This window comes from Pseudomonas sp. HC1(2025) (assembly GCF_058742075.1).
The window spans coordinates 3372063-3396287 of record NZ_CP196017.1; the positions used below are offsets into that span (position 1 = coordinate 3372063).

The window sequence follows — 24225 nt, forward strand, 5'->3', positions numbered from 1 at the left end:
AGAACGGTGTTGGCGCTGGTTATTTACCCTCCAAATAACCAGCACCAACCCTCATCAGCTCCGTTCTGCAGGCGTAAAACTTTGAAAGCAGCTTCTGTGAGAAATGCCGGCAGCGCTGGCTCTACGGCCCAAAAAGCCCTCGAGCGCCTGCGTGCCGTGCATGTCTGGATGAGCGTCCCGTGGGACCACTGATGAGGGTAATAACTGTGCTTGAAGCCTACCGCAAACATATCGAAGAGCGTGCAGCCCTGGGTATCGTTCCCCAGCCGCTAAACGCCGAACAAACCGCAGGCCTGGTCGAGCTGCTGAAAAATCCCCCGGCTGGCGAAGAAGAGTTCCTCGTTGACCTGATCACCAACCGCATTCCACCAGGCGTTGACGAAGCTGCCTACGTCAAGGCCGGTTTCCTGTCTGCCCTGGCCAAGGGCGAAGTTTCTTCTCCCCTGATCGACAAAAAACGCGCTGTTGAACTGCTCGGCACCATGCAAGGCGGCTACAACATCGTGACCCTGGTCGAGCTGTTGGACGACGCCGAACTGGCGGCCGTTGCAGCTGCCCAGCTCAAGCACACCCTGCTGATGTTCGATGCGTTCCACGACGTCGCGGAAAAAGCCAAGAACGGCAACCAGCACGCCAAGGAAGTGATCCAGTCCTGGGCCGACGGCGAGTGGTTCAAGAACCGCCCGACCCTGGCCGACAAGATCAGCCTGCGCGTGTTCAAGGTCACCGGCGAAACCAACACCGACGACCTGTCCCCTGCCCCCGATGCCTGGTCCCGTCCTGACATCCCGCTGCACGCCCTGGCCATGCTGAAAATGGCCCGTGAAGGCATCGTGCCGGACGAGCAAGGCAAGACCGGCCCGATGAAGCAGATCGAAGAAATGCGCGGCCAGGGCTTCCCGATCGCCTACGTCGGTGACGTGGTCGGTACCGGTTCGTCCCGTAAGTCGGCGACCAACTCGGTACTGTGGTTCTTCGGCGACGACGTACCTTATGTGCCTAACAAGCGCGCTGGCGGCTTCTGCTTCGGCAGCAAGATCGCTCCCATCTTCTACAACACCATGGAAGATGCTGGCGCACTGCCAATCGAATTCGACGTCACCAACATGCACATGGGCGACGTGATCGACCTGTACCCGCATGCTGGCAAAGTCTGCAAGCACGGCACCGATGAAGTCCTGACCACCTTCGAAATGAAGACTCCGGTCCTGTTGGACGAAGTTCGTGCCGGCGGCCGTATCCCGCTGATCATCGGCCGTGGCCTGACCGAGAAGGCTCGCGCCGAGCTGGGTCTTGGCCCCACCGACCTGTTCAAGCTGCCTGAAGCCCCTGTCGACACCGGCAAGGGTTTCACCCTGGCCCAGAAAATGGTCGGCAAGGCTTGCGGTCTGCCAGAAGGCAAAGGCGTTCGTCCAGGCACCTACTGCGAACCGAAGATGACCACCGTGGGTTCCCAGGACACTACTGGCCCCATGACCCGTGACGAACTCAAGGACCTGGCATGCCTGGGCTTCTCGACCGATCTGGTGATGCAGTCCTTCTGCCACACCGCGGCCTATCCAAAGCCGATCGACGTGACCACCCACCACACCCTACCTGACTTCATCATGACCCGTGGCGGTGTATCGCTGCGTCCGGGCGACGGCATCATCCACAGCTGGCTGAACCGCATGCTGCTGCCAGACACCGTGGGTACCGGTGGTGACTCCCACACCCGTTTCCCGATGGGCATTTCGTTCCCGGCCGGTTCTGGCCTGGTAGCGTTCGCCGCAGCCACTGGCGTAATGCCACTGGACATGCCGGAATCGATCCTGGTGCGCTTCAAAGGCAAAATGAAACCTGGCATCACCCTGCGTGACCTGGTGCATGCCATCCCTTACTACGCGATCCAGTCCGGCCTGCTGACCGTTGAGAAGAAAGGCAAGAAAAACGCCTTCTCCGGCCGCATCCTGGAAATCGAAGGCCTGAACGACCTGACGCTGGAGCAGGCTTTCGAGCTGTCCGACGCCTCGGCCGAACGTTCGGCTGCCGGTTGCACCATCAAGCTGTCCAAAGACTCCGTCACCGAGTACCTGAACTCCAACATCACCCTGCTGCGCTGGATGATCGGTGAAGGCTACGGTGATGCACGTACCCTGGAACGCCGTGCCCAAGCGATGGAAGCCTGGGTTGCCAACCCTGAGCTGATGGAAGCCGATGCCGACGCCGAATACGCCGAAGTCATCGAGATCGACCTGGCCGAAATCAACGAGCCAATCCTCTGCGCGCCAAACGACCCGGACGACGCCCGTCTGCTGTCCAGCGTTGCTGGCGAGAAGATCGACGAAGTGTTTATCGGTTCGTGCATGACCAACATCGGTCACTTCCGCGCTGCCGGTAAGCTGCTGGAGCAGGTCAAGGGTCAGCTGCCAACCCGTCTGTGGCTGTCGCCGCCGACCAAGATGGATGCTCACCAACTGACCGAAGAAGGCTACTACGGCATCTACGGCAAGGCTGGCGCGCGCATGGAAATGCCGGGCTGCTCGCTGTGCATGGGTAACCAGGCTCGTGTTGAGCCGAACTCCACTGTAGTGTCGACTTCGACCCGTAACTTCCCGAACCGTCTGGGTGATGGCGCGAACGTCTACCTGGCTTCGGCCGAGTTGGCGGCAGTCGCTTCCACCCTGGGTCGCTTGCCGACCGTCGAAGAGTACATGGGCTACGCGGCGAAACTGGACACCATGGCCAGTGACGTCTACCGCTACCTGAACTTCGACCAGATCGCCGAGTTCCGAAAAATCGCAGCAAGCGCCAACATCCCGGTGGTTCAAGCCTAAGGGTTGTTGATGTGAAGAACGCCGCGTATCGCAAGGTACGCGGCGTTTTTTTATGCCTGGAAAAACCTGCCAGGCACTGGCTGTCGACGGCCTTTCTCCCACGACCTACCAGATCAGGTAGTTGTCCCGCCACACCTTGAAGACCGAAACTCTCTACACCCTGATGCCCGCGTCATGGGATCTGCCTGCTTTGGATGTACTCGCGCTGTATGCCGTACTACTTCTAATAAAAACAGCCAAACCTTGTCCTCGATGCCCGAACCCGGTGGCAGGGGCGCTCTCACCCGTTTTTAAGTGATTAATGGAGGTGTGTTATGTGGCGCAACCAATACGTGATCAAGAACGTCTTCAAGGACTATGCGGTGTCGGTGGAACAAATCGGCGATGCCCCCGATAAAAAGAACGTACTGCTGGTCAATGGCGCCATGGCCACCACATCGGCCTTTGCCCGCACCAGCAAATGCCTGGCCGAACACTTCAACGTGGTGCTGTTCGACTTACCGTTCGCCGGAAACTCCCGGGCTCACAACCCGAGCCGCTGCCTGGTGACCAAGGACGACGAAGTACAGATCCTGCTGGCGCTGATCGAAGGCTTCAACATTCACCATCTGGTCTCCGCCTCCTGGGGCGGCCTGTCGACCCTGCTGGCCCTCGCGCAAAAGCCGGACAACATCGAAAGCTCGGTGGTGATGTCATTTGCCCCCGGACTCAACGGCCCGATGCTCGACTACGTCAGCGGTGCCCAGGCCCTCATGGCCCGGGATGACAATGCAGGTATCGGCCACTTGCTCAACCAGACGCTGGGCAAGCACCTGCCGCCCCGGCTCAAGACCGCCAATCAACAGCACATGGCGCAGTTGATCAACGCCGAACAACATCAAGCGCGATTCCATATCGACCAGGCCCTCAAGCTCAATGAAGGGGCTTACCTGCCGCAGTTGTCGAACATCGATAGCCATGTGCACTTCTTGAACGGTGCCTGGGACGAGTACACCAGCGCCATGGACGTGCAGCGCTTCAAACAGTACATCCGCGACTGCAGCTTCTCCACGGCCGAGTGCAGCGGGCATTTTCTCGATCTGGAGTCCAGGGCCGCGGCCAACGGCGTGCACCGCGCGCTGCTCGGCCATCTACTGAGGCAGCATGACGCCCGGCCAGAGGCGTTCTGCGTGCCGCCCCCTCAGCAAGCGCAGTTGAGCTTCGCCTGAACACTTTTGAGCAAGGATGTAGATGATGCGAGTAATCATGATTGCCATCGGATCGGCCGGTGACGTTTTTCCCTTCATCGGCCTGGGCGCGGCCCTGACCCTGCGCGGCCACCAGGTGACGCTGTGCAGCATGCCGGCGTTTCAGCGCACCATCGAGGCACGGGGCCTGGCGTTCGTGCCGTTGTGCGATGAAGCGACCTACAACGCCGCCATGGGCGATCCTCGGCTGTGGGATCCGAAAACCTCCTTCGCCGTGCTGTGGCAAGCCATCGCCGGCCTTTTAGAGCCGGTCTACGATTATGTAACCGCCCATAACACCGACGATACGGTGGTGGTGGGCTCGCTGTGGGCCCTGGGCGCTCGAATCGCCCATGAAAAATATGGCTTCCCTTACCTTTCCGTCCAGGTGTCTCCCTCAACGCTGCTGTCGGCCCACTTGCCGCCCGTACACCCCACGTTCAATGTGTCGCCCCGCTTGCCATTGACGGTGCGCAAATTGCTCTGGCGCGGGATCGAATACCTGAGCCTGGACCGAACCTGTGCCCCACAAATCAATGCGTTACGTCGCAAGCGTGGTTTGCCAGGCGTGGCGAAGAACATCTTCAGCCAATGGATGCATGCGCCCCACGGGGTGATTTGCCTGTTCCCCGAATGGTTCGCCCCCGTACAGCAAGACTGGCCACAACCCTTGCACATGGCCGGTTTCCCGCTGTTCGACGGTGGCACCCTGGGGCTCGATGAACAGACCCGGGCCTTCCTGGATGCAGGATCGGCCCCCATTGTCTTCACCCAAGGTTCCACTGAGCACTTCGACCAGCAGTTTTACCGCTTCGCCCTGGAAGCGCTGCACAGGGTCGGCGCACGTGGGATTTTTCTGACCGGTGATCGGCCACTCCTCAAAGACCTGCCACCCACTGTGCTGCAGTGTCCGTTTCTGCCGATGAGTTCGCTGTTGCCCCGCGCCGCCGGCCTGGTCCACCCCGGCGGCATTGGCGCCATGAGCCTGGCCCTGGCGGCCGGCATTCCACAGATTGTCCTGCCGATTGCCCATGACCAGTTCGATAACGCCGAACGACTGGTGCGCATGGGGTGTGGGATACGTCTTGCCCTGCCATTGGACAGGCATGACCTGCAAGGTGCGATCTCAGCGCTCTTGCATGACACCCGGTTGCAAGGGGCCTGCCTTCGGGCGAGCAACCTGATGCCCACGGATGCTGCGTCCTGTGAAACAGCGGTCATGGCCATTGAGCAGTGCCACGCGCGCCACTCCCTGCCTCGCCTGTGCCGAGCGTCATAAACACGGCCTCCACGGCAAAAGTACCGTGCCAGAGCCGTCGGCACAGCGCCGGAAAAGTTTGACAGAAATATCTCGTGGGCTAGATTGCCAAAGGTTCCAGGAATCGAGGCGACTGTCCATGGAGAAGGAGAACGACCTCATCCGCTGGTGGAATCGCTTGCGGATAGAGATGCTCACGCAACAGGAAGGGGCACAAGTGTTCGCACTGCTGGAGCGGGAAGTGTTGCAACTGGGGTTCGAGTACTACGCCTATGGCGTACGCCACCTGACCCCCTTTACCCGCCCTAAAACCAAGATTTACGGCTCCTACCCCGAAACATGGCTGGAGCATTACAAGGAGCAAAACTACGCGGCGGTCGATCCGTCGATTCTCAGTGGCTTGCGTTCCACCGAGATGGTGCTGTGGAACGACGCACTGTTTGATAACAGCCGCAAGCTATGGCTGGAAGCCCGGGATTGGGGCTTGTGCATCGGCGCCACACTGCCGATTCGCAGCCACGATCATTCGCTGCGGGTACTGTCGGTGGCCCGGCGCCAGGACCAGATTTCCCAGGCCGAAAGCGACGAGATTCAATTGCGCCTGCGCTGCATCCTCGAACAGGTGACACAGCGCCTGACAGACCTTGGCCATAGCGAACGCTGCCATCAGTCGGTCTGCCTCAGCCAGCGGGAGCGGGAGATTTTGCAGTGGACCGCCGATGGCAAGAGTTCAGGCGAGATCGCGCTGATCCTGACCATCTCCATCAACACGGTGAATTTTCACCTCAAGGCCATCCAGAAGAAATTCGGGGCGGCCAACAAGACACTGGCGGCTGCCTATGCCGCCGCACTGGGCCTGATCTAGGGCCCGCCGATCACGATAAGGACATCCAATGATCAGCATCATCACCCGCCATCACCATGAACTGTCTGCAGCCCTTGAGGACGATCTGGGTCGCTACCGGCACGAAGTGTTCATCCAGCAACTGGGCTGGCAACTGGACTCCACCTACGCCCTGCCCCAACGCGAATTCGACCAGTTCGACCAGGCCGACACGCGCCACATCCTCGCCCTGGACCCAAAAGGCCAGGTCTGCGGTTGCGCGCGGCTGCTGCCAACCACACAACCTTATCTGCTGTCGGAAGTCTTCGGCTTTCTGTGCGACCAGCCGAGCCCACGCAGCAGTGACACCTGGGAAGTGTCGCGCTTTGCCGCCCGCGCCCTGGAAAAAGGCCGCCTGCCGATGCGCGTCTGGTGGAACAGCCTGCACCATGCCTGGAGCCAAGGCGCCAACCGGGTGGTGGCGGTGACCACGCCGGCGCTGGAGCGTTACTTCCTGAAAAATGGCGTGCAGCTGAGTCGCCTCGGCTCCCCGCAACGGGTGAACAAAGACCATGTGGTAGCGCTGAGTTTTCCTGCCTGGCAGAAAAACGGCCGACTCGCGTTACAGGCGCAGTCGGCCGTTGCCTAGCTGAATGTACGAATAAAGCCGAGGTAGCCGGCTCTGGTCACATCAAGGGATCAGCGAGTAAATCAGCGAGGAGATGGCCACCAGGCCGACCAGGGTCACGAACACATTGGACATCTGCCCGCGGTACTTGGCCATGGCCGGCACCTTGCGGATCGCGTACATCGGCATCAGGAACAGGATCGAGGCGATGATCGGCCCACCCAATGTCTCGATCATCCCCAGGATGCTCGGGTTGAGCGTGGCCACGATCCAGCACACCACCAGCATGAAGCCTGCGGTCATGCGGTCCAGGGCCTTGGCGCCCGGACGACGGCCGCTCTTCACGATCAGGCCCTTGAGGCCTTCGCTGGCACCGATGTAGTGGCCCAGGAACGACTTGGCAATCGCCACGAACGCAATCAACGGCGCAGCAAAGGCGATGGTCGGGTTATCGAAGTGGTTGGCCAGGTAAGACAGGATCGACAGGTTCTGCGCCTTGGCCTCGGCCAGTTGGCCTGGCGACAGGGTCAGGACGCAGCTGAACACGAAGAACATCACCATCGCCACCATCAACAGGTGCGCGCGGGACAGGATCTGCGAGCTGCGCTCTTCGGCGTGGGCGCCGTACTGGCGCTTTTGGTCAACGGCAAAGGCCGAGATGATCGGCGAGTGGTTGAACGAGAACACCATCACCGGAATCGCCAACCACAGCGTGTGCAGCAACGCTGACGGTGCCGGCACAGTGCTGGCAGTGCTGAGAATGCCGCCGTTCCAGTGCGGCACCAGGTACACCGCCAGAAACAGCAAGGCGACGATAAACGGATAGACCATCAGGCTCATGGCCTTGACGATCACCTGCTCGCCGCAACGCACCACGGCCAGCAGGCCCAGGATCAGCACGAACGACAGCAGCGCCCGTGGCGGTGGCTCGATGTGCAACTGATGCGACATGAAACTGCCGACCGTGTTGGTCAGCGCCACGCTGTAGATCAGCAGGATCGGGAAGATGGCAAAGAAGTACAGCAGGGTGATCAGCGCACCGGCCTTGATGCCGAAATGCTCTTCAACCACCTCGGTGATGTCCGAGCCCGCACGCCCCGACAGCACAAACCGGGTCAAGCCACGGTGTGCGTAGTAGGTCATGGGGAACGCCAGCAACGCGAGGATCAGCAACGGCCAGAAGCCGCCCAAACCTGCGTTGATGGGCAAAAACAAAGTACCGGCACCAATCGCCGTGCCGAACAGGCCAAGCATCCAGGTCGTGTCCTGGCGGCTCCAGCCCGTGAGGGTTACAGGTGTCGTTGCGTAGCGTTCATCGACGCTATTGGCCTGATCATTCATCCGCTCGGTTCTCCGCTTTCATACGATCGCGACGAGTCAGAAAAACCTGACAGGCAGCGCCACAACCGCAACAGGGGCGCGATTGTCCGGGATTCGCTTGAATAAGCAAAGACTTAGCTGAGGAATGGTTGTGCGTAGCAGATAAATCAGATTGACGACAATTTGTTTGAACCCGGAACGTTACGCCAGTGCGGGCCACTCAAAAAGCGCTCTTTACCAAACCCTGGAGACTCAAGCATGACTACATTAGGACTGAATTTGTTCAATGCCGGCCAATTGGTCGATAGCGTAACGTCTTGCGTTGCCGATCACATCGAGGCACGGGAAAAGCTCAAGCAACCCCAGAATCAAACCTTCTCGTTTGGTGGCGTTGAATACACCGCCGCGCCCAAGCCTCGCAACACCCTGATCCCCACACCTCGAATCGGCTAAACGTTCGCGACCTGCCCAAGGCACGGATCTATTGCGCAATAGATTCGTCGCCCTCTATCCGCCCCGCCGTCGCCCCGTGGCTGGGATGCAACGGCCCAGAACACGCTTGAACATGCACAGGTGTCGATGAGGAATGGGTGAGCAGTGCAACTGCGCTCAATCAGCCAAGAACCCTATAAGCGCCACCCAAACACAAAGTTTATACATACTTAAAACCTGCAAGTTACGCCGACCTATTTGTAGGAATAGGCCTACTTACCTATCCCACTTCATATTTAACATTCAAATTATCTTTTAACTTAATTACCAATGGAATTGTTACAAACATATACCCAGGCATTGATAGCGCTCCCTATCAGCCCTATATTTCCCCCGCCCCAATATAGACAACAACAAAAAAACAACTTATCAAATTCCCTCCCGGAGTTATTTAATGCGTAAATACAATGCTATTTTTGCAGGCCTTTTTCTCGCTGGGCTGCTTACCCCGCTCACCAGCCAGGCACAATGGGCAACGTCCGATATTCGCGCACTGGCCGCCTCGCCTCAGTGGCTGACCACCAAGGTCTACATCGAGGGCGCACCGCACGTAGACGTCAAGGACAAGTACCCGGGGGTGGTTGGCATCTCCATGTGGGACCCGGAGCGCAATCGTTATGAGTTCTTCTACGCCGACACGGGGTTGTCAAAGTATGAGCATGGCGGCGGCGGTTACTTCCTGGTCACGGGCGACAAGAAAAACCACATCCTGGTGCCCGACAAAGGCCCGATCAGAAGCGTGGTGCGCCGGCTGGAAGTCTTGAACAACCAGGAGTTCACCTACTCTCGGGAAGTCCCGCGCGACATGCTCGAAACTAATGAAACCGTGCGCATCTATGTTGTTCACGCACCTTACAAAGGGCCGATCAAAACGTCCACCTCCCACTAACTTCATATTAATACCCCACGCAATATCCATAAAACCAACAAAAAGACACTACCTATGAAAACCCAACTCAAGTCCTTACTGATATCTACCGTTTGGTTATCCGCCCTTATTTCGAGCGGTGCCAATGCACAACCGATAGCCAAAGAACCTGTTGCCACTCCCGACAATGCAGTCATGCTGACGGTATTTCTAAAACATGACCAATCACGCCCACTAAGCGAACTAAGGGCACAACTGGCCAAACAGGAGTTCTATAAGGTGTTTCCACCGGCGGGCGTAGAAGTCGTCAGTTGGAACATCACCATGGGTATCGGACAGGTCATCGTCCTACGCCTGCCCGCCTCTCGCCTGTCAGCGGTCAACCTGGCATTGGAAAACACCGCATGGGGGACCTACAGGACCGAGTTCTTCCCGACCTATGATTTCAAGGAAATCGCCCAGGCCGAACAGAACAAGGTACGCCAGGCCCAGTAATACCCCACTCGATGCACAGCGTCTTCAGCCTATGCAGACGCTGGCATCCCCGCGCCAAAGCCTTGCATCCAGGGAAGATCTTTCACCCGCAAGCATTTCGCACTGCAAAAAATGCCGCATAATCCAGGACTCAAACCCCACAACAAGAGCCGCCCCATGCCCGCCACTGTTCTGGTCCTGGTTGAAACCATCAATGACTACCTGCCCATCATCGAGAGCAATGGCTTTCATGTGATCCTGGCCCCGACACCGGCCGAACGCAGCCAGGCCATCAAGAGCCATGGCGCACAGATCCAGGCCGTGCTGACCCGTGGCCCGCTGGGCTTGCATGCCGATGAGATCGCCGCCCTGCCCTTGCTGCAAATCATCTGCGTGATTGGCGCAGGCTACGAGCAGGTGGACCTGCAGGCCGCCAGCAATCGCGGGATCGTGGTGACCAACGGTGCCGGCGTGAATGCACCGTCGGTGGCGGACCACGCCATGGCGCTGCTGCTGTCGATGGTGCGCGATATTCCCCGGGCCGATGCCGCAGTACGCCGCAGCGAATGGCCCAAGGTCATGCGCCCGTCCCTCGCCGGCAAGCAACTGGGCATCCTCGGCCTGGGCGCGGTGGGCCTGGCGATTGCCCGGCGCGCGGCCCTGGGGTTTGACATGCAGGTCAGCTACCACAGCCGCCAGCCCCGCAACGATGTGGACTACACCTACTGCGCCACGCCAGTGGAACTGGCCCGCAACTCCGACTTCCTGGTCATCGCCACCCCCGGCGGCCCTGGCACCCGCCACCTGATCGACCGCCAGGCCCTGGATGCCCTGGGCCCCAACGGTTTTGTGGTGAACATCGCGCGGGGCAGCGTGATCGTCACTGCCGACCTGATCAGCGCCCTTGAACAACGGCGCATCGGCGGGGCAGCGCTGGACGTGTTCGATGATGAACCCAACGTGCCCGACGCCCTCAAGCGGCTCAGCAACACCGTACTCACCCCGCATGTGGCCGGGCTGTCGCCTGAAGCGGCCCACGACACCGTGCAACGGGTGGCAGACAACCTGCTCGAATACTTCGCCGGGCGCCCGGTCCTTACACCGGTCGCCTTGCCTGCGCCCGAAAAGTGACCGATCAGGCACGCTGATTGCCGTCCAACACGCTAGCCTATTAAGCCGTCGCCGCCTTGTGGCGGGTCGGCTGTGCGCATTAGATTAGCCAATAGTCCAAGGCCTCAAGAATAAGCAGAAGGGATAAGCATGGCGCTCAATGACCAATCCACCCAGATTCGCCCCGGCGAAGAACTGGATGCCAGCCTCATCGACCCCTACCTCAAGGCCCATATCCCGGGCCTGAGTGGCAGCGCCAGAATCAGCCAGTTTCCGGGCGGCGCCTCCAACCTGACCTATCTGCTGGAATACCCCGAACAGGAATTCGTGCTGCGGCGCCCGCCCTTCGGGCACAAGGCCAAGTCAGCCCACGACATGGGCCGAGAGTTCCGCATTCTCAACCAGCTCAAGGATGGCTTCCCCTACTGCCCCAAGGCCTACGTGCACTGCACCGACGAATCGGTGATCGGCGCCGAATTCTATGTAATGGAGCGGGTCAAGGGCATCATCCTGCGCTCGGACCTGCCGCCGGAGCTGGGCCTGGACGCAGAACGCACCGAAGCCCTGTGCAAGAGCTTTATCGACAAGTTCGTCGAACTGCACCAGGTGGACTACCACGCCTGCGGCCTGGCCGACCTGGGCAAGCCCGAAGGTTACGTGGCACGCCAGATCAGCGGCTGGAGCGATCGCTACGAGAAAGCCCTGACCCCCGACGCCCCGAAATGGGAAGCCGTGCGCGCCTGGCTCAACGACAAGATGCCCGCCGACCACCCCACCTCAAGCATCGTGCACAACGACTATCGCTTCGACAATGTGATCCTCGACCCCGACAACCCGATGCAAATCATCGGCGTGCTGGATTGGGAACTGACCACCCTGGGCGACCCGCTGATGGACCTGGGCAACAGCCTCGCCTACTGGATCGAAGCCGCTGACCCCGCGCCCGTGCAACTGATGCGCCGCCAACCGAGCAACGCTCCCGGTATGCTCACCCGCCGCCAGTTTGTCGACTACTACGCCGAGCGCTCAGGCATCCAGATCGACAATTTCGACTTCTACTACACCTACGGCCTGTTCCGCCTGGCCGGCATCGTGCAGCAGATCTACTACCGCTTCTTCCATGGCCAGACCCAGGACAAACGCTTCGCGCAGTTCATTCACATGAACAAGCTGCTGGAGCAGATGAGCCTGAACGTCATCCACAAATCCACGCTCTGACCCGACAAGGAACCACCATGTCCAAGACCAACCTGTTCGACCTCGACGGCAAGATCGCTTTTGTCTCCGGCGCCAGCCGTGGCATCGGTGAAGCCATTGCCAAGCTGCTGGCCCAGCAAGGCGCCCACGTGATTGTCTCGAGCCGCAAGATCGACGGCTGCCAGCATGTGGCCGATGCGATCATCGCCGCCGGCGGCAAGGCCACGGCCATCGCCTGCCATATCGGCGAGATGGAGCAGATCAGCGAGGTGTTTGCCGGCATTCGCCAGCAGTTCGGGCGCCTGGACATCCTGGTCAACAACGCCGCGACCAACCCGCAGTTCTGCAACGTGCTGGACACGGACCTCGGCGCGTTCCAGAAAACCGTCGACGTGAACATCCGTGGCTACTTCTTCATGTCGGTGGAAGCCGGCAAGCTGATGCGTGAGAACGGCGGCGGCAGCATCATCAACGTGGCCTCGATCAACGGCATCTCCCCAGGGCACTTCCAGGGCATCTACTCGGTGACCAAGGCCGCCGTGATCAATATGACCAAGGTGTTTGCCAAGGAATGCGCGCCGTTCGGCATCCGCTGCAACGCCCTGCTGCCAGGCCTGACCGATACCAAGTTCGCCTCGGCGCTGGTGAAAAACGAATCGATCCTGAACATGGCCCTGGCCCAGATCCCCCTAAAGCGCGTAGCCGACCCCAGCGAAATGGCCGGCGCGGTGCTGTACCTGGCCAGCGATGCGTCAACCTACACCACCGGCGTTTCGCTGAATGTGGACGGTGGGTTCCTCTCCTGATCCCACATTTTTGATCGGCGTTGCCCTTGCATACGAGTAACCTTGGCAGGATTGATCGCCTCGGAATGAAACATGGAACTGCACGTCGTCATCCAGGGCCGCAAGGACCTGGCCGAACAGCTTTACCAGCAACTGCGCGACGCCATTGAGTCAGGACGCCTGGCCGCTGGCGCGCAGTTGCCACCCAGCCGCTTGCTGGCCGAGCAGTTGGGGATCTCGCGCAAGACCGTGTCCGACACCTACACCACCCTGACCTACGAAGGCCTGCTGATCGGCAAGATCGGCCGTGGCACCTTCGTCAGCGCCCATGCGCTGCGGCCGAAGGGCCTGCAAAGTGCGGCCGACCTGGCCTGCGCCGCCAACCTCGCCAAGTGGCAAGCCCTGCCCTCGCCCATGCGCCACCCGACGCGCGAGAGCACGTTGCGCTGCGAGTTCATCGGCGGTGCCACCACCCGCAGCCTGTTCCCCCAGGACGAATGGCGGCGCTGCACCCAGGACGCCTTGCGCCGCATCGCCCAGAACAGTGGTTTCTACGGCCAGCCCGAGGGCTTGCCGGCCTTGCGCAATGCGATTGCCGGGCACATCGCGTTTTCCCGAGGGGTCAACTGCCGGGATGACGACATTGTGGTGTGCAACGGTGCCCAGCAGGCACTGGACCTGATCGCCCGCGTGGTCCTCGAACCGGGCAGCATTGTCGCCATGGAAGACCCCGGCTACACCCCGGCGCGCCTGCTGTTCGAAGCCATGGGTGCCACCGTGGCCGGCGTGCCGCTGGATGCGCAGGGGATCCAGGTCGAGTTGATTCCCGAGGGCACCCGGCTGATCTACGTCACCCCGTCCCACCAGTTTCCATTGGGCATCCCCATGAGCCAGCCACGCCGCGAAGCGCTGCTGGCGCGGGCGCTGGCCCTGGGCGCGATTGTCATCGAGGACGACTACGACAGTGAGTTCCGCTACGAAGGCCGCCCCACCGACGCCCTGCAGAGTATGGATACACGGGGCATCGTCGCCTACGTCGGGACCTTCTCCAAAACCCTGCTGCCGGAGCTGCGCCTGGGCTATACGGTGCTGCCCCCGGCCATTCGCGGCGCGGTGCTCAAGGCCAAGCAACTGAGCGACCAGCACAGCTCGACCCTGCCGCAATGGGCCCTGGCCAAGTTCATCAGCGAAGGCTACCTGCTCAAGCACATCCGGCGTTGTCACACCGTCTACAGTAGCCGCCGCGAACGCATTCTCAGCCGCCTGGCCGGCGACCTGTCACCCTGGTTCGAGGCCGTGCCCAGCGTGGCCGGGTTCCACCTGGCGGCACTGTGCAAAGTGCCGATCAACATCCCCCTGCTGATCGAACTGGCGCGGCAGGTGGAAGTCGGGCTGTATCCGCTGGATGTGTTTTTCCATCAGGCGCCGGTGCGTAGCGGCCTGATCATCGGTTTTGGCGCCATCGAGACCCTGGACATCGACCCGTCCCTGGACAAGGTGCGCGATATCCTGCAGCAGATTGGCTGAGGGGTTTTCCAGCAGATTGGTTATAGGTACGCCGCGCGCCCGGGCGTAGGGTGAGGGGATCTGAAACGATAGGAACCCCGCACCATGAAAACACTGCTCGGCACCACCCTCCTGCTGGCTTCGCTTAGCGCCTTTGCCCACGAGCCGGTGTACAACCAGGAATCGATCAAGGTCCTGCAAGAGCACGCCTTGAGCAACGTACCCGGCAAGAAAACCCTCATGCTCACCGTGGATTACGCGCCGGGCCAGGCCACCGTGCCCCATAGCCATACCGGCACGGCAGTGGCCTACGTACTTGAGGGGCAAATCACCTCGCGCGTCAATGATGAACAGGCCATTACCTACAAGGCCGGGCAATCGTTCTACGAACCCGCCGGTTCGCGCCACTTCGAATCAAGCAATGCCAGCCAGACCCAGCCGGCCAGGCTGCTGGTGGTGATGGTGCTGGATGACAAGGCCGAGGTGCTGACGCCCCTGCCACCGCAAAACTGAACGGTAGGAGGCTTGCCAGCTCCTACCATTCAGGGACGCTTGAACTGACGCCGCAGGTCTTCGAGCGGTTGCCGACAGGCGCAGCCCTCCAAGTGATCGTTGACCATGCCCATTGCCTGCATAAACGCATACATCGTCGTCGGCCCGACGAATGTCCAGCCGCGTTTCTTCAATGCCTTGGACAAACGCACCGAAGCCGGCGACGTCGGGTTGCCCGTCCAATAGGTCATGTCCACCACCGCCGGGCGCTCGGCCGCCGTCGGTTCAAACGCCCAAAGCCACGCCGCCAGCGAGCCGTGCTCATCCACCAGCTCGCACGCCCGGCGCGCATTGTTGATGGTCGAGACGATCTTTGCGCGATTGCGCACGATGCAAGGATTAGCCATCAGGCGCTGGACATCCTCCTCGGTGTACTGCGCCACCCGGCGAAAATCAAAACCGGTGAAGGCCCGCCGAAAATGCTCGCGCTTGCGCAGGATGGTGATCCACGCCAGGCCGGCCTGGAAGCCTTCCAGGCAGATCTTCTCGTACAGCGCCCTATCCTCGGCCACCGGCACCCCCCATTCATGATCGTGGTAATCGGGGTATTCGGCGGCGGCCATACGCCATGTACAGCGGGTCAGTCCCGCTTCATCGGTTGTCAGTCCCGGCTTATCCATACATCACCTCAGCGGCCAAGCCCGGGATGATAAGCGAAAAATTTTCCAGGCCGCCAACCGCTCAAGCATCACGGTTACCGAGCAACTGGTAAGACCGGAGCACACAAACACCCCTTCATCCCCTTGTAGTTTGCAAAAAACCGAGCGTAGACTGGCCGCGCACTGGACTTACCGGTAAGACCACAACAATTAAGCCCTGGACCCACCAGGGCACCGAATAGAGATCCCTCCCATGCTCAGATGGTGCTCGCGTTCGATTTTCCTGCAAGTCGTCATAGGCCTGATGCTCGGCATCGCGTGCGGCTTGGTCCTTCCCGAATTCTCCTCACAACTCAAACCCCTGGGTGACGGCTTTATCAAGCTGATCAAGATGCTGATCGGCCTGATCGTGTTCTGCGTGGTGGTCAGCGGTATTTCCGGCGCGGGCGACCTGAAAAAAGTCGGGCGCATCGGCCTCAAGTCAGTGATCTATTTTGAGATCCTCACCACCATCGCCCTGGTGCTCGGCCTGGTCCTGGCCTTCAGTACCGGAATTGGCAGCGGCGCCAATATCCACCTTGAACAGCTGTCTTCCGCAGGCCTCAATGAATTGGCGGATCGCGGCCAGCATATCAAGGGCACCAGCCAGTTCTTGATGGACCTGATCCCCAACTCCGTGATCGGGGCCTTCGCCGACAACAACGTGTTGCAGGTGCTGTTGTTCTCGGTGCTGTTTGGCAGTGCGCTGAACCTGGTGGGCGAAGCGGCTTCGGGCATTTCACGGCTGATCAACGAACTGAGCCATGTGATCTTCCGGATCATGGGCATGATCGTGCGCCTGGCGCCCATTGGGGTTTTCGGCGCCATCGCCTTTACCACCAGCACCTATGGCCTGGATTCGCTGCAGCACCTGGGCAGCCTGGTGGGCCTGTTCTACCTGACCTGCATGGCCTTTGTCGCGCTGATCCTGGGCACGGTGATGCGCCTGTCGGGCCTGCGTATGCTGCCGCTGCTCAAATACCTTCGCGAAGAGTTGCTGATCGTGATGGGCACCGCGTCGTCCGATGCGGTGTTGCCACAGATCATGCGTAAACTGGAACACCTGGGCATTGGCAGTTCCACCGTCGGCCTGGTGATCCCCACTGGTTACTCGTTCAACCTCGATGGTTTCTCGATCTACCTGACCCTGGCCATTGTGTTTATCGCCAATGCCACCGGGACACCGTTGTCGATGACCGACCTGCTGACCATCCTGCTGGTGTCGCTGATCACCTCCAAGGGCGCCCACGGCATACCGGGCTCGGCCCTGGTGATTCTGGCGGCCACCCTGACGGCTATTCCTGCCATCCCGGTGGTGGGCCTGGTGCTGGTGTTGGCGGTGGATTGGTTCATGGGGATTGGCCGTGCGCTGACCAACCTGATCGGCAACTGCGTCGCGACCGTGGCCATTGCCCGCTGGGAAAAGGACATTGATCTGCAACGGGCCAACAAGGTACTGGAGGGGCAGCAAGGGTATGCGTTCCAGGCCAAGAAGCCGGTATTGCCGGCGCACCAGGAGTTCTAGCGCAGATCGAATGTGGGAGCGGGCTTGCTCGCGATAGCGGTGTGTCAGCCCCTACCTGTGCTGACTGATCCACTGCTATCGCGAGCAAGCCCGCTCCCACCGTTAATCGTCGCCATTTTTACCGTTTGTGTTTGCAACATAAGGAGCCCGGCGTGATCAGCACCTCAACCGTCGTCAATTCAGTCGTAGAAAAACTGCGCGCCGCCCTGGCACGGGGCCAATGGCGGCGTGGCGAAATGCTCCCCGGCCAGCGCGAACTGGCCGAACAACTGGGCATCAGCCGCCCCAGCCTGCGTGAAGCGGTGATCGTCCTGGAAACCCTCGGCCTGGTGCGCTCGATGCCCGGCAAAGGCGTGGTCGTCCTGGAAACCAGCGTCAGCGAGCCACACGCCCATGATGCCGTGGCCGACGCCAGCCTCGCCGATATCCTGCAACTGCGCTACACCCTGGAGCCGTTTATCGTCGGCCTGGTGGCCCAGTCCATCACCAGCAAGGAAATCGGCCAACTGCGCCTGACCCTGATGGACATGCGCGAAGCCCTGGAAGCCAACGACAGTGAAGCCGGGATGAACGCCTACATTGCCTTCCATGAGGAGCTGTTCGCCCTGACCTCCAACCCGATTTTCCAGAACGTGGTGCAGCAGACCAGCAACGCCCTCAAGCAAAGCGCCCAGGTGTTGCGCAATTCCCCCGAACACTTGGCCGAGCGCCTGCAGGAAAACGAAGCTGTGGTGCGCGCGATCCGCAACAAGAACAGCGCCCTGGCCAGCGCCGAAATGCGCCGCCATATCCTCAACGAGGGCCAGCGCATGGGCACCGCCCTGAATATTCCCGACGACCATCTCGGCAACTGACTCTGGAGGCTGGCCATGAGCGCTCACGCCCTGCAACGCACTTTTGCTGTCACCGCCCCACCCGCCATGCGCCTGGTGCCCGGTAAACGGCCATCGGTGGATGACCTTTACCCACGACTGTTCGATGCCATCCTCGAACAGCGCATCGTGCCCACCAGCCGCTTTACCGAAGAAGGCCTGGCCCAGCAATTTGGCGTCAGCCGCAGCGTGCTGCGCCGGGTCCTTGCGCGTCTGGCCGAGCAGCAAGTGATCATCCTGCGTCCCAACCTGCGCGCCCAGGTGGCGGCGCCGGATGCCGAGCAGGTGCAACATATGCTTGAGGCGCGGCGCTTGATGGAAGTGACCGTGGTCCAGTTGGCGTGCGTACAGGCCAGCCCTGGGCAGGTGCGGCGCCTGCGCGAACTGGTGGCCCGCCAGCGGGCGTGCGTCGAGCAGGGCCAGCAAGGCCCGGCCATCCGCCTGTACGGCGAGTTTCACCTGTTGCTGGCGGCCATTGCGGGCAACCGGCCATTGGCGCAGTTTCTCAACAGCCTGGTGCCGTTGACCTCGCTGGTCATTGCCCGGCAAGGGGCGTTCACCAGCGCCTGGCTTGAGCAGGCAGAGATTGTCGAAGCGGTGGAGCGACGGGATGCGGGTACGGCAGCATGCTTGATGACCCAGCATCTGGATCATCTGCAAGCAAAACTCGCGTAAGCCCATAGAGATTCAAATGTGGGAGCTGGCTTGCCTGCGATGGCGGTGGGTCAGCCGCCAGCAACAGTCACTGGACTGCCGCTATCGCGGGCAAGCCCACTCCCACAGGGGGCGGTCGGGGCAGCAAATTTTGCATACGCCCCACCTTGTGCCGAACCCACAAAAAAGCCCCGTCTCTCGCGAGACGGGGCTTTGTTTTAACGCTCTAGCAGCCGATTACAGCACCGCTTGACCACTCATTGCCAGGTCCAACAGTTCCCGATTGGCCACCGCGTACATGGCGTAGTCCGTACCGACCGCAGCACGGATTTCCACCATCATCGCGCGCCAGCGCTCGACCATGCTCGCGTTCTGCTCCAGCCACAGGGCCACGCGGGCTTCCATGTCTTCTGGCGCATCGGCCATTTGCAGAACCTTGATGGTGATCGCCCGTTGCTGCCAGTCCACGTCATCGCGGAAGGCTTCGCGGGCCTGGGCCTGCCAGTTGTTGCCCACCGGCAGATCGCTGATCTGCTGCAGGTACCACGGCAAGTCCAGGGCGCTGCCCACGGCGAAGTAGGCCTTGGCCACATCGGCAGCGCTCTGGCCGGTAACGTCAGCGGCTTCGATGATCGGCAGCAAGGTGTACAGGTGCGTGGTGCCAGCAACCATGCGCGCCAACAACTCCGGCACACCGGCTTCGACATAGGCCTGGTAACGGTTCTGCCAGCCTTCGCGGGTCGGGCCTTCCAGCAGTTCGTCGAGCTTGAGGCCCAACGCTGCCAGGTGCGGACCGAAGTGCGCCACATCGCGCGCGGCGTCCTGCTCGTTGCGACGGCTGCGCAGGAACCAGCGGGTAGCCCGACGGCCCAGGCGCATCAGCTCGTCCATCAGCGCCAGTTGCACCTCGGCTGAGACCTGGTGATCCAAGGCCTCGATCTGCCGGAACCAATGCGGGAGGTGGAAGATGTCACGCACGATCACATAGGCACCCGCCACGTTCGCCGGGCTCATGCCGGTCGACTCTTTGAGGCGTTGCACGAAGGTGATGCCCATGTGGTTGACCAGGTCGTTGGCGATCTGGGTGCTGACGATCTCGCGCTTGAGGCGGTGGCGACGCATGGCCTCGGAGAACTTGGCCACCAGGCTCGGTGGGAACGCGGTCTCCATGTCGCGGGTCAGGTAGTCGTCATCCGGCACCAGGGACTTGAGCAGCGCTTCCTTGAGGTCGATCTTGCTGTAGGAAATCAGCACCGACAGTTCCGGGCGCGTCAGGCCCTTGCCAGTCGCGGCGCGCTCGACGAGCTGCTCCTCGGTCGGCAGGTACTCGATGGCGCGGTCCAGCTTGCCACGGCCTTCCAGGTCGCTCATCAGGCGCTTGTACTCCGCCGCACGCTCGTAGGCTTTGCGGGCGGCCAGGGACAGGGCCTGGGTCTGCTTGTAGTTGTTGCCCAACACCAGGCTGCCGACTTCGTCGGTCATGCTCGCCAGCAACTGGTTGCGTTGCTTGTCGGTCATGTCGCCAGCCTGCACCACTTCGTTGAGCAGGATCTTGATGTTCACTTCGTGGTCGGAGCAGTCCACACCACCGGCGTTGTCGATAAAGTCGGTGTTGGAACCGCCGCCATTGAGGCCGAATTCCACACGACCCAGCTGGGTCATGCCCAGGTTACCGCCCTCACCCACTACCTTGCAGCGCAGCTCGTTGCCGTTGACGCGCAGCGCGTCGTTGGCCTTGTCGCCCACATCGGCGTGGCTTTCCGTGCTGGCTTTGACGTAGGTGCCGATACCGCCGTTCCACAACAGGTCCACCGGTGCCTTGAGCAAGGCGTTCAGCAGCTCGGTCGGGGTCAGCTTGTCGGCCTGGATGTCGAAGCGCTCTTTCATCTGTGGCGAGATGGCAATGCTTTTGGCGCTACGCGAGAAGATACCGCCGCCTTCGGACATGATGCTGGTGTCGTAGTCCGACCAGGCCGAACGCGGCAGCTCGAACATGCGCTGGCGCTCGATGAAGCTGGTGGCCGGGTTCGGGTTTGGATCGATGAAGATATGCAGGTGGTTGAAGGCGGCGACCAATTGCAGCTTGTCGGACATGAGCAAGCCGTTACCGAACACGTCACCGGCCATGTCGCCAACGCCGACCACCGTGATGCTGTCTTGCTGCACGTTGATGCCGCGCTCACGGAAGTGACGCTGCACCCCGACCCACGCGCCCTTGGCGGTGATGCCCATTTTCTTGTGGTCATAACCGGCCGAGCCACCGGAGGCAAACGCATCCCCCAGCCAGAAGCCGTAGTCGATGGCGATACCGTTGGCGATGTCGGAGAAGGTCGCGGTGCCTTTGTCGGCCGCCACTACCAGGTACGGGTCATCGTTGTCGTGGCGCACCACGTTCAACGGAGGCACCAGGGCGCCGTCTTTCAGGTTGTCGGTAATGTCCAACAGGCCGGAAATGAAGATGCGATAGCAGGCGATGCCCTCGGCCGCGATCTCGTCGCGGCTGCCGCCCAATGGCAGGCGACGCGGCAGGAAGCCGCCCTTGGCGCCGACCGGCACGATCACCGAGTTCTTCACCTGCTGGGCTTTGACCAGGCCCAGCACTTCGGTACGGAAGTCTTCTTCACGGTCGGACCAGCGCAGGCCGCCGCGAGCGACGTTGCCAAAGCGCAGGTGCACGCCTTCGACGCGCGGCGAGTAGACGAAGATTTCGAACTTCGGCACTGGCTTGGGCAGCTCGGGAATGGCGTGGGGGTTGAACTTGAAGCTGAAGTACGACTTGTTCTGGCCGTTGGCATCAGTCTGGTAGAAGTTGGTGCGCAGGGTGGCCTTGATCAGGTCCAGGTAGCGTCGCAGGATCCGGTCCTCGTTGAGCACCTGCACGTCGTCCAGGGCAGTGAGGATCGCTTGCTCCAGGCGTTGCTGCTTGTCTTCCAGGTCGTCGGCGGTGAGCTTGCGCGCCAGGTAGAAGCGGGTCTTGAACAGCCGGGTCAACTCGCGGGCGATGTCGGTGTGGTTGTTCAGGGTGCTGGCGATATAACCCAGGTCGAAGCCCAGGCGGATCTGCTTCAGGTAACGGGCGTAGGCACGCAGCAGTGCAACGTCACGCCATGGCAGGCCGGCGGTCAGTACCAGGCGGTTGAACGCATCGTTCTCGGCGTCGCCGTTGACGATATGCACGAACGCGTCCTGCAGGGTGTCGTTGAGCTGCTGGATGTCGAGGTTCAGGCCTTCGGCGGCGGTGAACGCAAAGTCGTGGATCCAGAACTCGCGGCCATTGGCGTGACGCAGGCGGTACGGGAACTCACCGAGCACGCGCAGGCCGAGGTTTTCAAGGATCGGCAACACGTCGGACAGCGCCAGCGGGGTATCGGCGTGATACAGCTTGCAGTGCAATTCCTGCTGGCCGGTCACGTGGCCCAAAGGCTGGTAGAAGCTCATCACCAGTGGCTTGGCTTCCGTCAGGTTCAACAGATGCTGCATGTCGACCACGGCTGAATGCGCGGCGAAACGCTCGCGGTAGCCTGCGGGGAAGCCTTTGGGGAAGTCCGCCAGCACGTTGGTGCCGTGGGCTTCGCCGAAGCTCTCGACCACCAGGCTCGCGTAGTCGTCCTGCCAGCTGCGGCAGGCCTGCACCACTTCTTTTTCCAAAAGCAGGGGGTCGATATCCAGGCGGTTCTTCGGGTCAACCCGCAAAATCAGCTGGACACGGGCCAGCACGGACTCGGAGAAGAAGGTCCAGAACTCGCAATCCGAGGCCTTGAGGCGATCCATCAGCACTTGCTGGATCTTCTGGCGCACTTCGGTGGAGTAGATATCACGCGGCACGTAGGCCAGGCAGTAGCAGAAACGACCGTACGGGTCTTTGCGCAGGAACACGCGGATCTTGTTGCGTTCCTGGATCTGCACGATCGACATCACGGTGCTGAACAGCTCGTCCACCGGGGTCTGGAACAGGTCGTCGCGAGGCAGTACTTCAACCACCTGAGCCAGTTCCTTGCCCAGGTGCGCCTTGGCCTGGAAGCCCGAGCGGCGCTCGATTTCCGCGACCTTGCGGCGGATATAAGGAATCACCCGCACGCTTTCGCCGTACACCGAGGAGGTGTAGAGGCCCATGAAGCGGCATTCCTTGATGACCTTGCCATCGGCATCGATCTGGCGGATCGACACGTAGTCCGGGTAAGCCGGACGGTGCACACGGCTTGGGTGCGCAGCCTTGGCGAACGACAATACAGTCGGCTCGCGCAGATAGGCCACAGCGTAATCTTCGATGCGCAGGTCTTCAGCGGTGAGGCCGGCGCGCAGCAGTTTGGTCAGGCCGAGGAAGGAAGTGGCGTCATATTCCAGATGACCGCCGTCCTGCTCGTCATGCACCACAAACTCTTCGTAGCCCAGGAAGGTGAAGTGGTTGCCCACCAGCCATTCCAGGAAGCTCTTGATCTCGGCCTTTTCTTCGCCTTCGATGGCGAACTGGCTGTTGTCGATACCGGCCAGCAGTTCCTGGACCTTGGCCTTCATCGGCTCGAAATCAGCCACGGCCACGCGCACCTCGCCCAACACCTGCTCAAGTTCCGTGCTCAGGACATTCAGCTCGGCGGCATTGGCGCAGCGGTCGATCTCCAGGTACATCAGCGATTCTTGCAGGACGTCTTCGCCCTGGGTGCCCTTGGGCAGGATTTCCAGCAACTCGCCCTTCTTGCCACGGCGCACGCTCAGTACCGTGGTTTGCAGGGTATGGATGCTGTAGCCGCGGCGGTTCAGTTCGGTGCGCACCGAGTCGACGAGAAACGGTAGGTCGTGGTGCAAGACCTCGACCGCCGTGTGGGTCGACTGCCAGCCGTGGCGTTCGTAATCGGGGTTGTACACTCGCACTTGCGGCTGGGTGTGATCAAAGCGCTCAAGCAGGCGCCAGGCAGACAGGGTGCAACCGGCCAGGTCGGACATGCGACGCTGGGTCAGCTCGTCCAGGGAAATAATGCCGAAGAATTGTTCAGCGAACAGCGCCACTTGTGGCAGTGCCTGTTCACTGATGTGCTGCGCCAGTGCCGCTTGCAGTTGATGCTGGAAGTCGGCTTTGCTGGCTGCGGTGAAGAACGCCATCTGTGGTACTCCGCTTGGGCTTGTTATTGATGGAAGCGTCGCGTGTTATCCCCTGGTGGGGAGACCGTCATTTCTGTTCGCAGGTGATGATGATAAACACCATAAACGAATCAGGGTGACAGGTGGGTGAAGCTGGACAAGTCAATGAGGTCACATTCGACGTCCACTGGATGCCCCCCTGCGCATGACGGTACGGCGGGCAGGTCAGAGTCACGCAAAAGGCACATCCGTTGCGCAGCTTAACGAGTGCGGCAAGCTGGCTGCTTGCTGCACTGCGACATATTCGGTCAACACACGGCATTGCGCGGTTGCACCAAGAGCAACCCTTCCTACCGCTCAGGTGCAGGTTGAGCATTAAAAGCGCAGCCGCCACGCAGGCATGAT

19 protein-coding genes are annotated in these 24225 nt (G+C 60.9%); 16 read left to right on the plus strand and 3 right to left on the minus strand.

All coding sequences use genetic code 11. The features are described from left to right. The first annotated feature begins 206 nt into the window (after window positions 1-206). The 5 genes from acnB to ACSSVH_RS15130 all read left to right on the plus strand — a co-directional run bounded on the left by acnB (window position 207) and on the right by ACSSVH_RS15130 (window position 6772). Window positions 207-2816: a bifunctional aconitate hydratase 2/2-methylisocitrate dehydratase gene (acnB, locus tag ACSSVH_RS15110; RefSeq protein ID WP_169955792.1), complete on the plus strand. Its 2610-nt coding sequence runs from the start codon at window positions 207-209 to the stop codon at window positions 2814-2816. 314 nt (window positions 2817-3130) lie between these two features. After that, window positions 3131-4024: an alpha/beta fold hydrolase gene (locus ACSSVH_RS15115; RefSeq protein WP_170057122.1), complete on the plus strand. Its 894-nt coding sequence runs from the start codon at window positions 3131-3133 to the stop codon at window positions 4022-4024. Window positions 4025-4049: 25 nt separating this feature from the next. Then, complete coding sequence (locus ACSSVH_RS15120; protein ID WP_170057422.1) at window positions 4050-5321, plus strand: glycosyltransferase; 1272 nt, start codon at window positions 4050-4052, stop codon at window positions 5319-5321. 118 nt (window positions 5322-5439) lie between these two features. Continuing rightward, window positions 5440-6165 carry an autoinducer binding domain-containing protein gene (locus ACSSVH_RS15125; protein WP_169955743.1) on the plus strand — a complete coding sequence of 242 codons (726 nt, stop codon included), beginning with the start codon at window positions 5440-5442 and terminating at the stop codon, window positions 6163-6165. 28 nt (window positions 6166-6193) lie between these two features. After that, window positions 6194-6772, plus strand: coding sequence for an acyl-homoserine-lactone synthase (locus ACSSVH_RS15130; RefSeq protein ID WP_169955744.1), 579 nt, complete (start codon window positions 6194-6196; stop codon window positions 6770-6772). 42 nt (window positions 6773-6814) lie between these two features. Here ACSSVH_RS15130 and ACSSVH_RS15135 read toward each other — a convergent pair whose 3' ends face one another. Continuing rightward, window positions 6815-8092 carry an HAAAP family serine/threonine permease gene (locus tag ACSSVH_RS15135; RefSeq protein ID WP_169955745.1) on the minus strand — a complete coding sequence of 426 codons (1278 nt, stop codon included), beginning with the start codon at window positions 8090-8092 and terminating at the stop codon, window positions 6815-6817. A gap of 237 nt (window positions 8093-8329) precedes the next feature. On the opposite strand from ACSSVH_RS15135, the gene ACSSVH_RS15140 reads away from it, so the two are divergent. The 8 genes from ACSSVH_RS15140 (at window position 8330) to ACSSVH_RS15175 (ending at window position 15016) form a co-directional block, all read left to right on the plus strand. Next, a complete protein-coding gene (locus ACSSVH_RS15140; protein WP_169955746.1) occupies window positions 8330-8524 on the plus strand; it encodes a hypothetical protein in 195 nt (64 codons plus the stop codon). 433 nt (window positions 8525-8957) lie between these two features. Continuing rightward, window positions 8958-9452: a DUF4822 domain-containing protein gene (locus ACSSVH_RS15145; protein ID WP_169955747.1), complete on the plus strand. Its 495-nt coding sequence runs from the start codon at window positions 8958-8960 to the stop codon at window positions 9450-9452. A 54-nt stretch (window positions 9453-9506) separates the two neighbouring features. Further along, window positions 9507-9926 (plus strand): hypothetical protein, encoded by a 420-nt coding sequence (locus tag ACSSVH_RS15150; RefSeq protein ID WP_169955748.1) that lies wholly within the window; start codon window positions 9507-9509, stop codon window positions 9924-9926. Between the two features lie 156 nt (window positions 9927-10082). Beyond that, window positions 10083-11036, plus strand: coding sequence for a 2-hydroxyacid dehydrogenase (locus ACSSVH_RS15155; RefSeq protein ID WP_169955749.1), 954 nt, complete (start codon window positions 10083-10085; stop codon window positions 11034-11036). Window positions 11037-11165: 129 nt separating this feature from the next. Continuing rightward, window positions 11166-12233, plus strand: a complete 1068-nt coding sequence (locus ACSSVH_RS15160) for a phosphotransferase family protein (protein WP_169955750.1) — start codon at window positions 11166-11168, stop codon at window positions 12231-12233. Between the two features lie 17 nt (window positions 12234-12250). Further along, window positions 12251-13018: an SDR family oxidoreductase gene (locus ACSSVH_RS15165; protein ID WP_169955751.1), complete on the plus strand. Its 768-nt coding sequence runs from the start codon at window positions 12251-12253 to the stop codon at window positions 13016-13018. A 72-nt stretch (window positions 13019-13090) separates the two neighbouring features. Continuing rightward, on the plus strand, window positions 13091-14524 hold the full coding sequence (gene pdxR, locus ACSSVH_RS15170) for a MocR-like pyridoxine biosynthesis transcription factor PdxR (RefSeq protein ID WP_169955752.1): 1434 nt from the start codon (window positions 13091-13093) through the stop codon (window positions 14522-14524). A gap of 84 nt (window positions 14525-14608) precedes the next feature. After that, window positions 14609-15016: a cupin domain-containing protein gene (locus tag ACSSVH_RS15175; RefSeq protein WP_169955753.1), complete on the plus strand. Its 408-nt coding sequence runs from the start codon at window positions 14609-14611 to the stop codon at window positions 15014-15016. A gap of 29 nt (window positions 15017-15045) precedes the next feature. Here ACSSVH_RS15175 and ACSSVH_RS15180 read toward each other — a convergent pair whose 3' ends face one another. Then, a complete protein-coding gene (locus ACSSVH_RS15180; RefSeq protein WP_492633397.1) occupies window positions 15046-15675 on the minus strand; it encodes a DNA-3-methyladenine glycosylase I in 630 nt (209 codons plus the stop codon). A 217-nt stretch (window positions 15676-15892) separates the two neighbouring features. On the opposite strand from ACSSVH_RS15180, the gene ACSSVH_RS15185 reads away from it, so the two are divergent. The 3 genes from ACSSVH_RS15185 (at window position 15893) to ACSSVH_RS15195 (ending at window position 18765) form a co-directional block, all read left to right on the plus strand. After that, window positions 15893-17218, plus strand: coding sequence for a C4-dicarboxylate transporter DctA (locus tag ACSSVH_RS15185; RefSeq protein WP_170041595.1), 1326 nt, complete (start codon window positions 15893-15895; stop codon window positions 17216-17218). A gap of 152 nt (window positions 17219-17370) precedes the next feature. Next, window positions 17371-18072, plus strand: coding sequence for an FCD domain-containing protein (locus tag ACSSVH_RS15190; RefSeq protein WP_172311742.1), 702 nt, complete (start codon window positions 17371-17373; stop codon window positions 18070-18072). A 15-nt stretch (window positions 18073-18087) separates the two neighbouring features. Next, the gene (locus ACSSVH_RS15195) at window positions 18088-18765 is read left to right on the plus strand and encodes a GntR family transcriptional regulator (RefSeq protein ID WP_492633398.1); all 678 of its coding nucleotides are present in this window, start codon (window positions 18088-18090) and stop codon (window positions 18763-18765) included. A gap of 216 nt (window positions 18766-18981) precedes the next feature. Here the strand turns inward: ACSSVH_RS15195 and ACSSVH_RS15200 are convergent, their stop codons facing one another. Then, a complete protein-coding gene (locus tag ACSSVH_RS15200; protein WP_170041071.1) occupies window positions 18982-23841 on the minus strand; it encodes an NAD-glutamate dehydrogenase in 4860 nt (1619 codons plus the stop codon). Window positions 23842-24225: the final 384 nt, after the last annotated feature.

Bases quoted from the DNA above. Each gene is read 5' to 3' on its own strand.
- ACSSVH_RS15115 (WP_170057122.1), top strand. From the start codon at position 3,131: ATGTGGCGCAACCAATACGTGATCAAGAACGTCTTCAAGGACTATGCG.
- ACSSVH_RS15120 (WP_170057422.1), top strand. From the start codon at position 4,050: ATGCGAGTAATCATGATTGCCATCGGATCGGCCGGTGACGTTTTTCCC.
- ACSSVH_RS15125 (WP_169955743.1), top strand. From the start codon at position 5,440: ATGGAGAAGGAGAACGACCTCATCCGCTGGTGGAATCGCTTGCGGATA.
- ACSSVH_RS15130 (WP_169955744.1), top strand. From the start codon at position 6,194: ATGATCAGCATCATCACCCGCCATCACCATGAACTGTCTGCAGCCCTT.
- ACSSVH_RS15135 (WP_169955745.1), bottom strand. From the start codon at position 8,092: ATGAATGATCAGGCCAATAGCGTCGATGAACGCTACGCAACGACACCT.
- ACSSVH_RS15140 (WP_169955746.1), top strand. From the start codon at position 8,330: ATGACTACATTAGGACTGAATTTGTTCAATGCCGGCCAATTGGTCGAT.
- ACSSVH_RS15145 (WP_169955747.1), top strand. From the start codon at position 8,958: ATGCGTAAATACAATGCTATTTTTGCAGGCCTTTTTCTCGCTGGGCTG.
- ACSSVH_RS15150 (WP_169955748.1), top strand. From the start codon at position 9,507: ATGAAAACCCAACTCAAGTCCTTACTGATATCTACCGTTTGGTTATCC.
- ACSSVH_RS15155 (WP_169955749.1), top strand. From the start codon at position 10,083: ATGCCCGCCACTGTTCTGGTCCTGGTTGAAACCATCAATGACTACCTG.
- ACSSVH_RS15160 (WP_169955750.1), top strand. From the start codon at position 11,166: ATGGCGCTCAATGACCAATCCACCCAGATTCGCCCCGGCGAAGAACTG.
- ACSSVH_RS15165 (WP_169955751.1), top strand. From the start codon at position 12,251: ATGTCCAAGACCAACCTGTTCGACCTCGACGGCAAGATCGCTTTTGTC.
- pdxR (WP_169955752.1), top strand. From the start codon at position 13,091: ATGGAACTGCACGTCGTCATCCAGGGCCGCAAGGACCTGGCCGAACAG.
- ACSSVH_RS15175 (WP_169955753.1), top strand. From the start codon at position 14,609: ATGAAAACACTGCTCGGCACCACCCTCCTGCTGGCTTCGCTTAGCGCC.
- ACSSVH_RS15180 (WP_492633397.1), bottom strand. From the start codon at position 15,675: ATGGATAAGCCGGGACTGACAACCGATGAAGCGGGACTGACCCGCTGT.
- ACSSVH_RS15195 (WP_492633398.1), top strand. From the start codon at position 18,088: ATGAGCGCTCACGCCCTGCAACGCACTTTTGCTGTCACCGCCCCACCC.
- ACSSVH_RS15200 (WP_170041071.1), bottom strand. From the start codon at position 23,841: ATGGCGTTCTTCACCGCAGCCAGCAAAGCCGACTTCCAGCATCAACTG.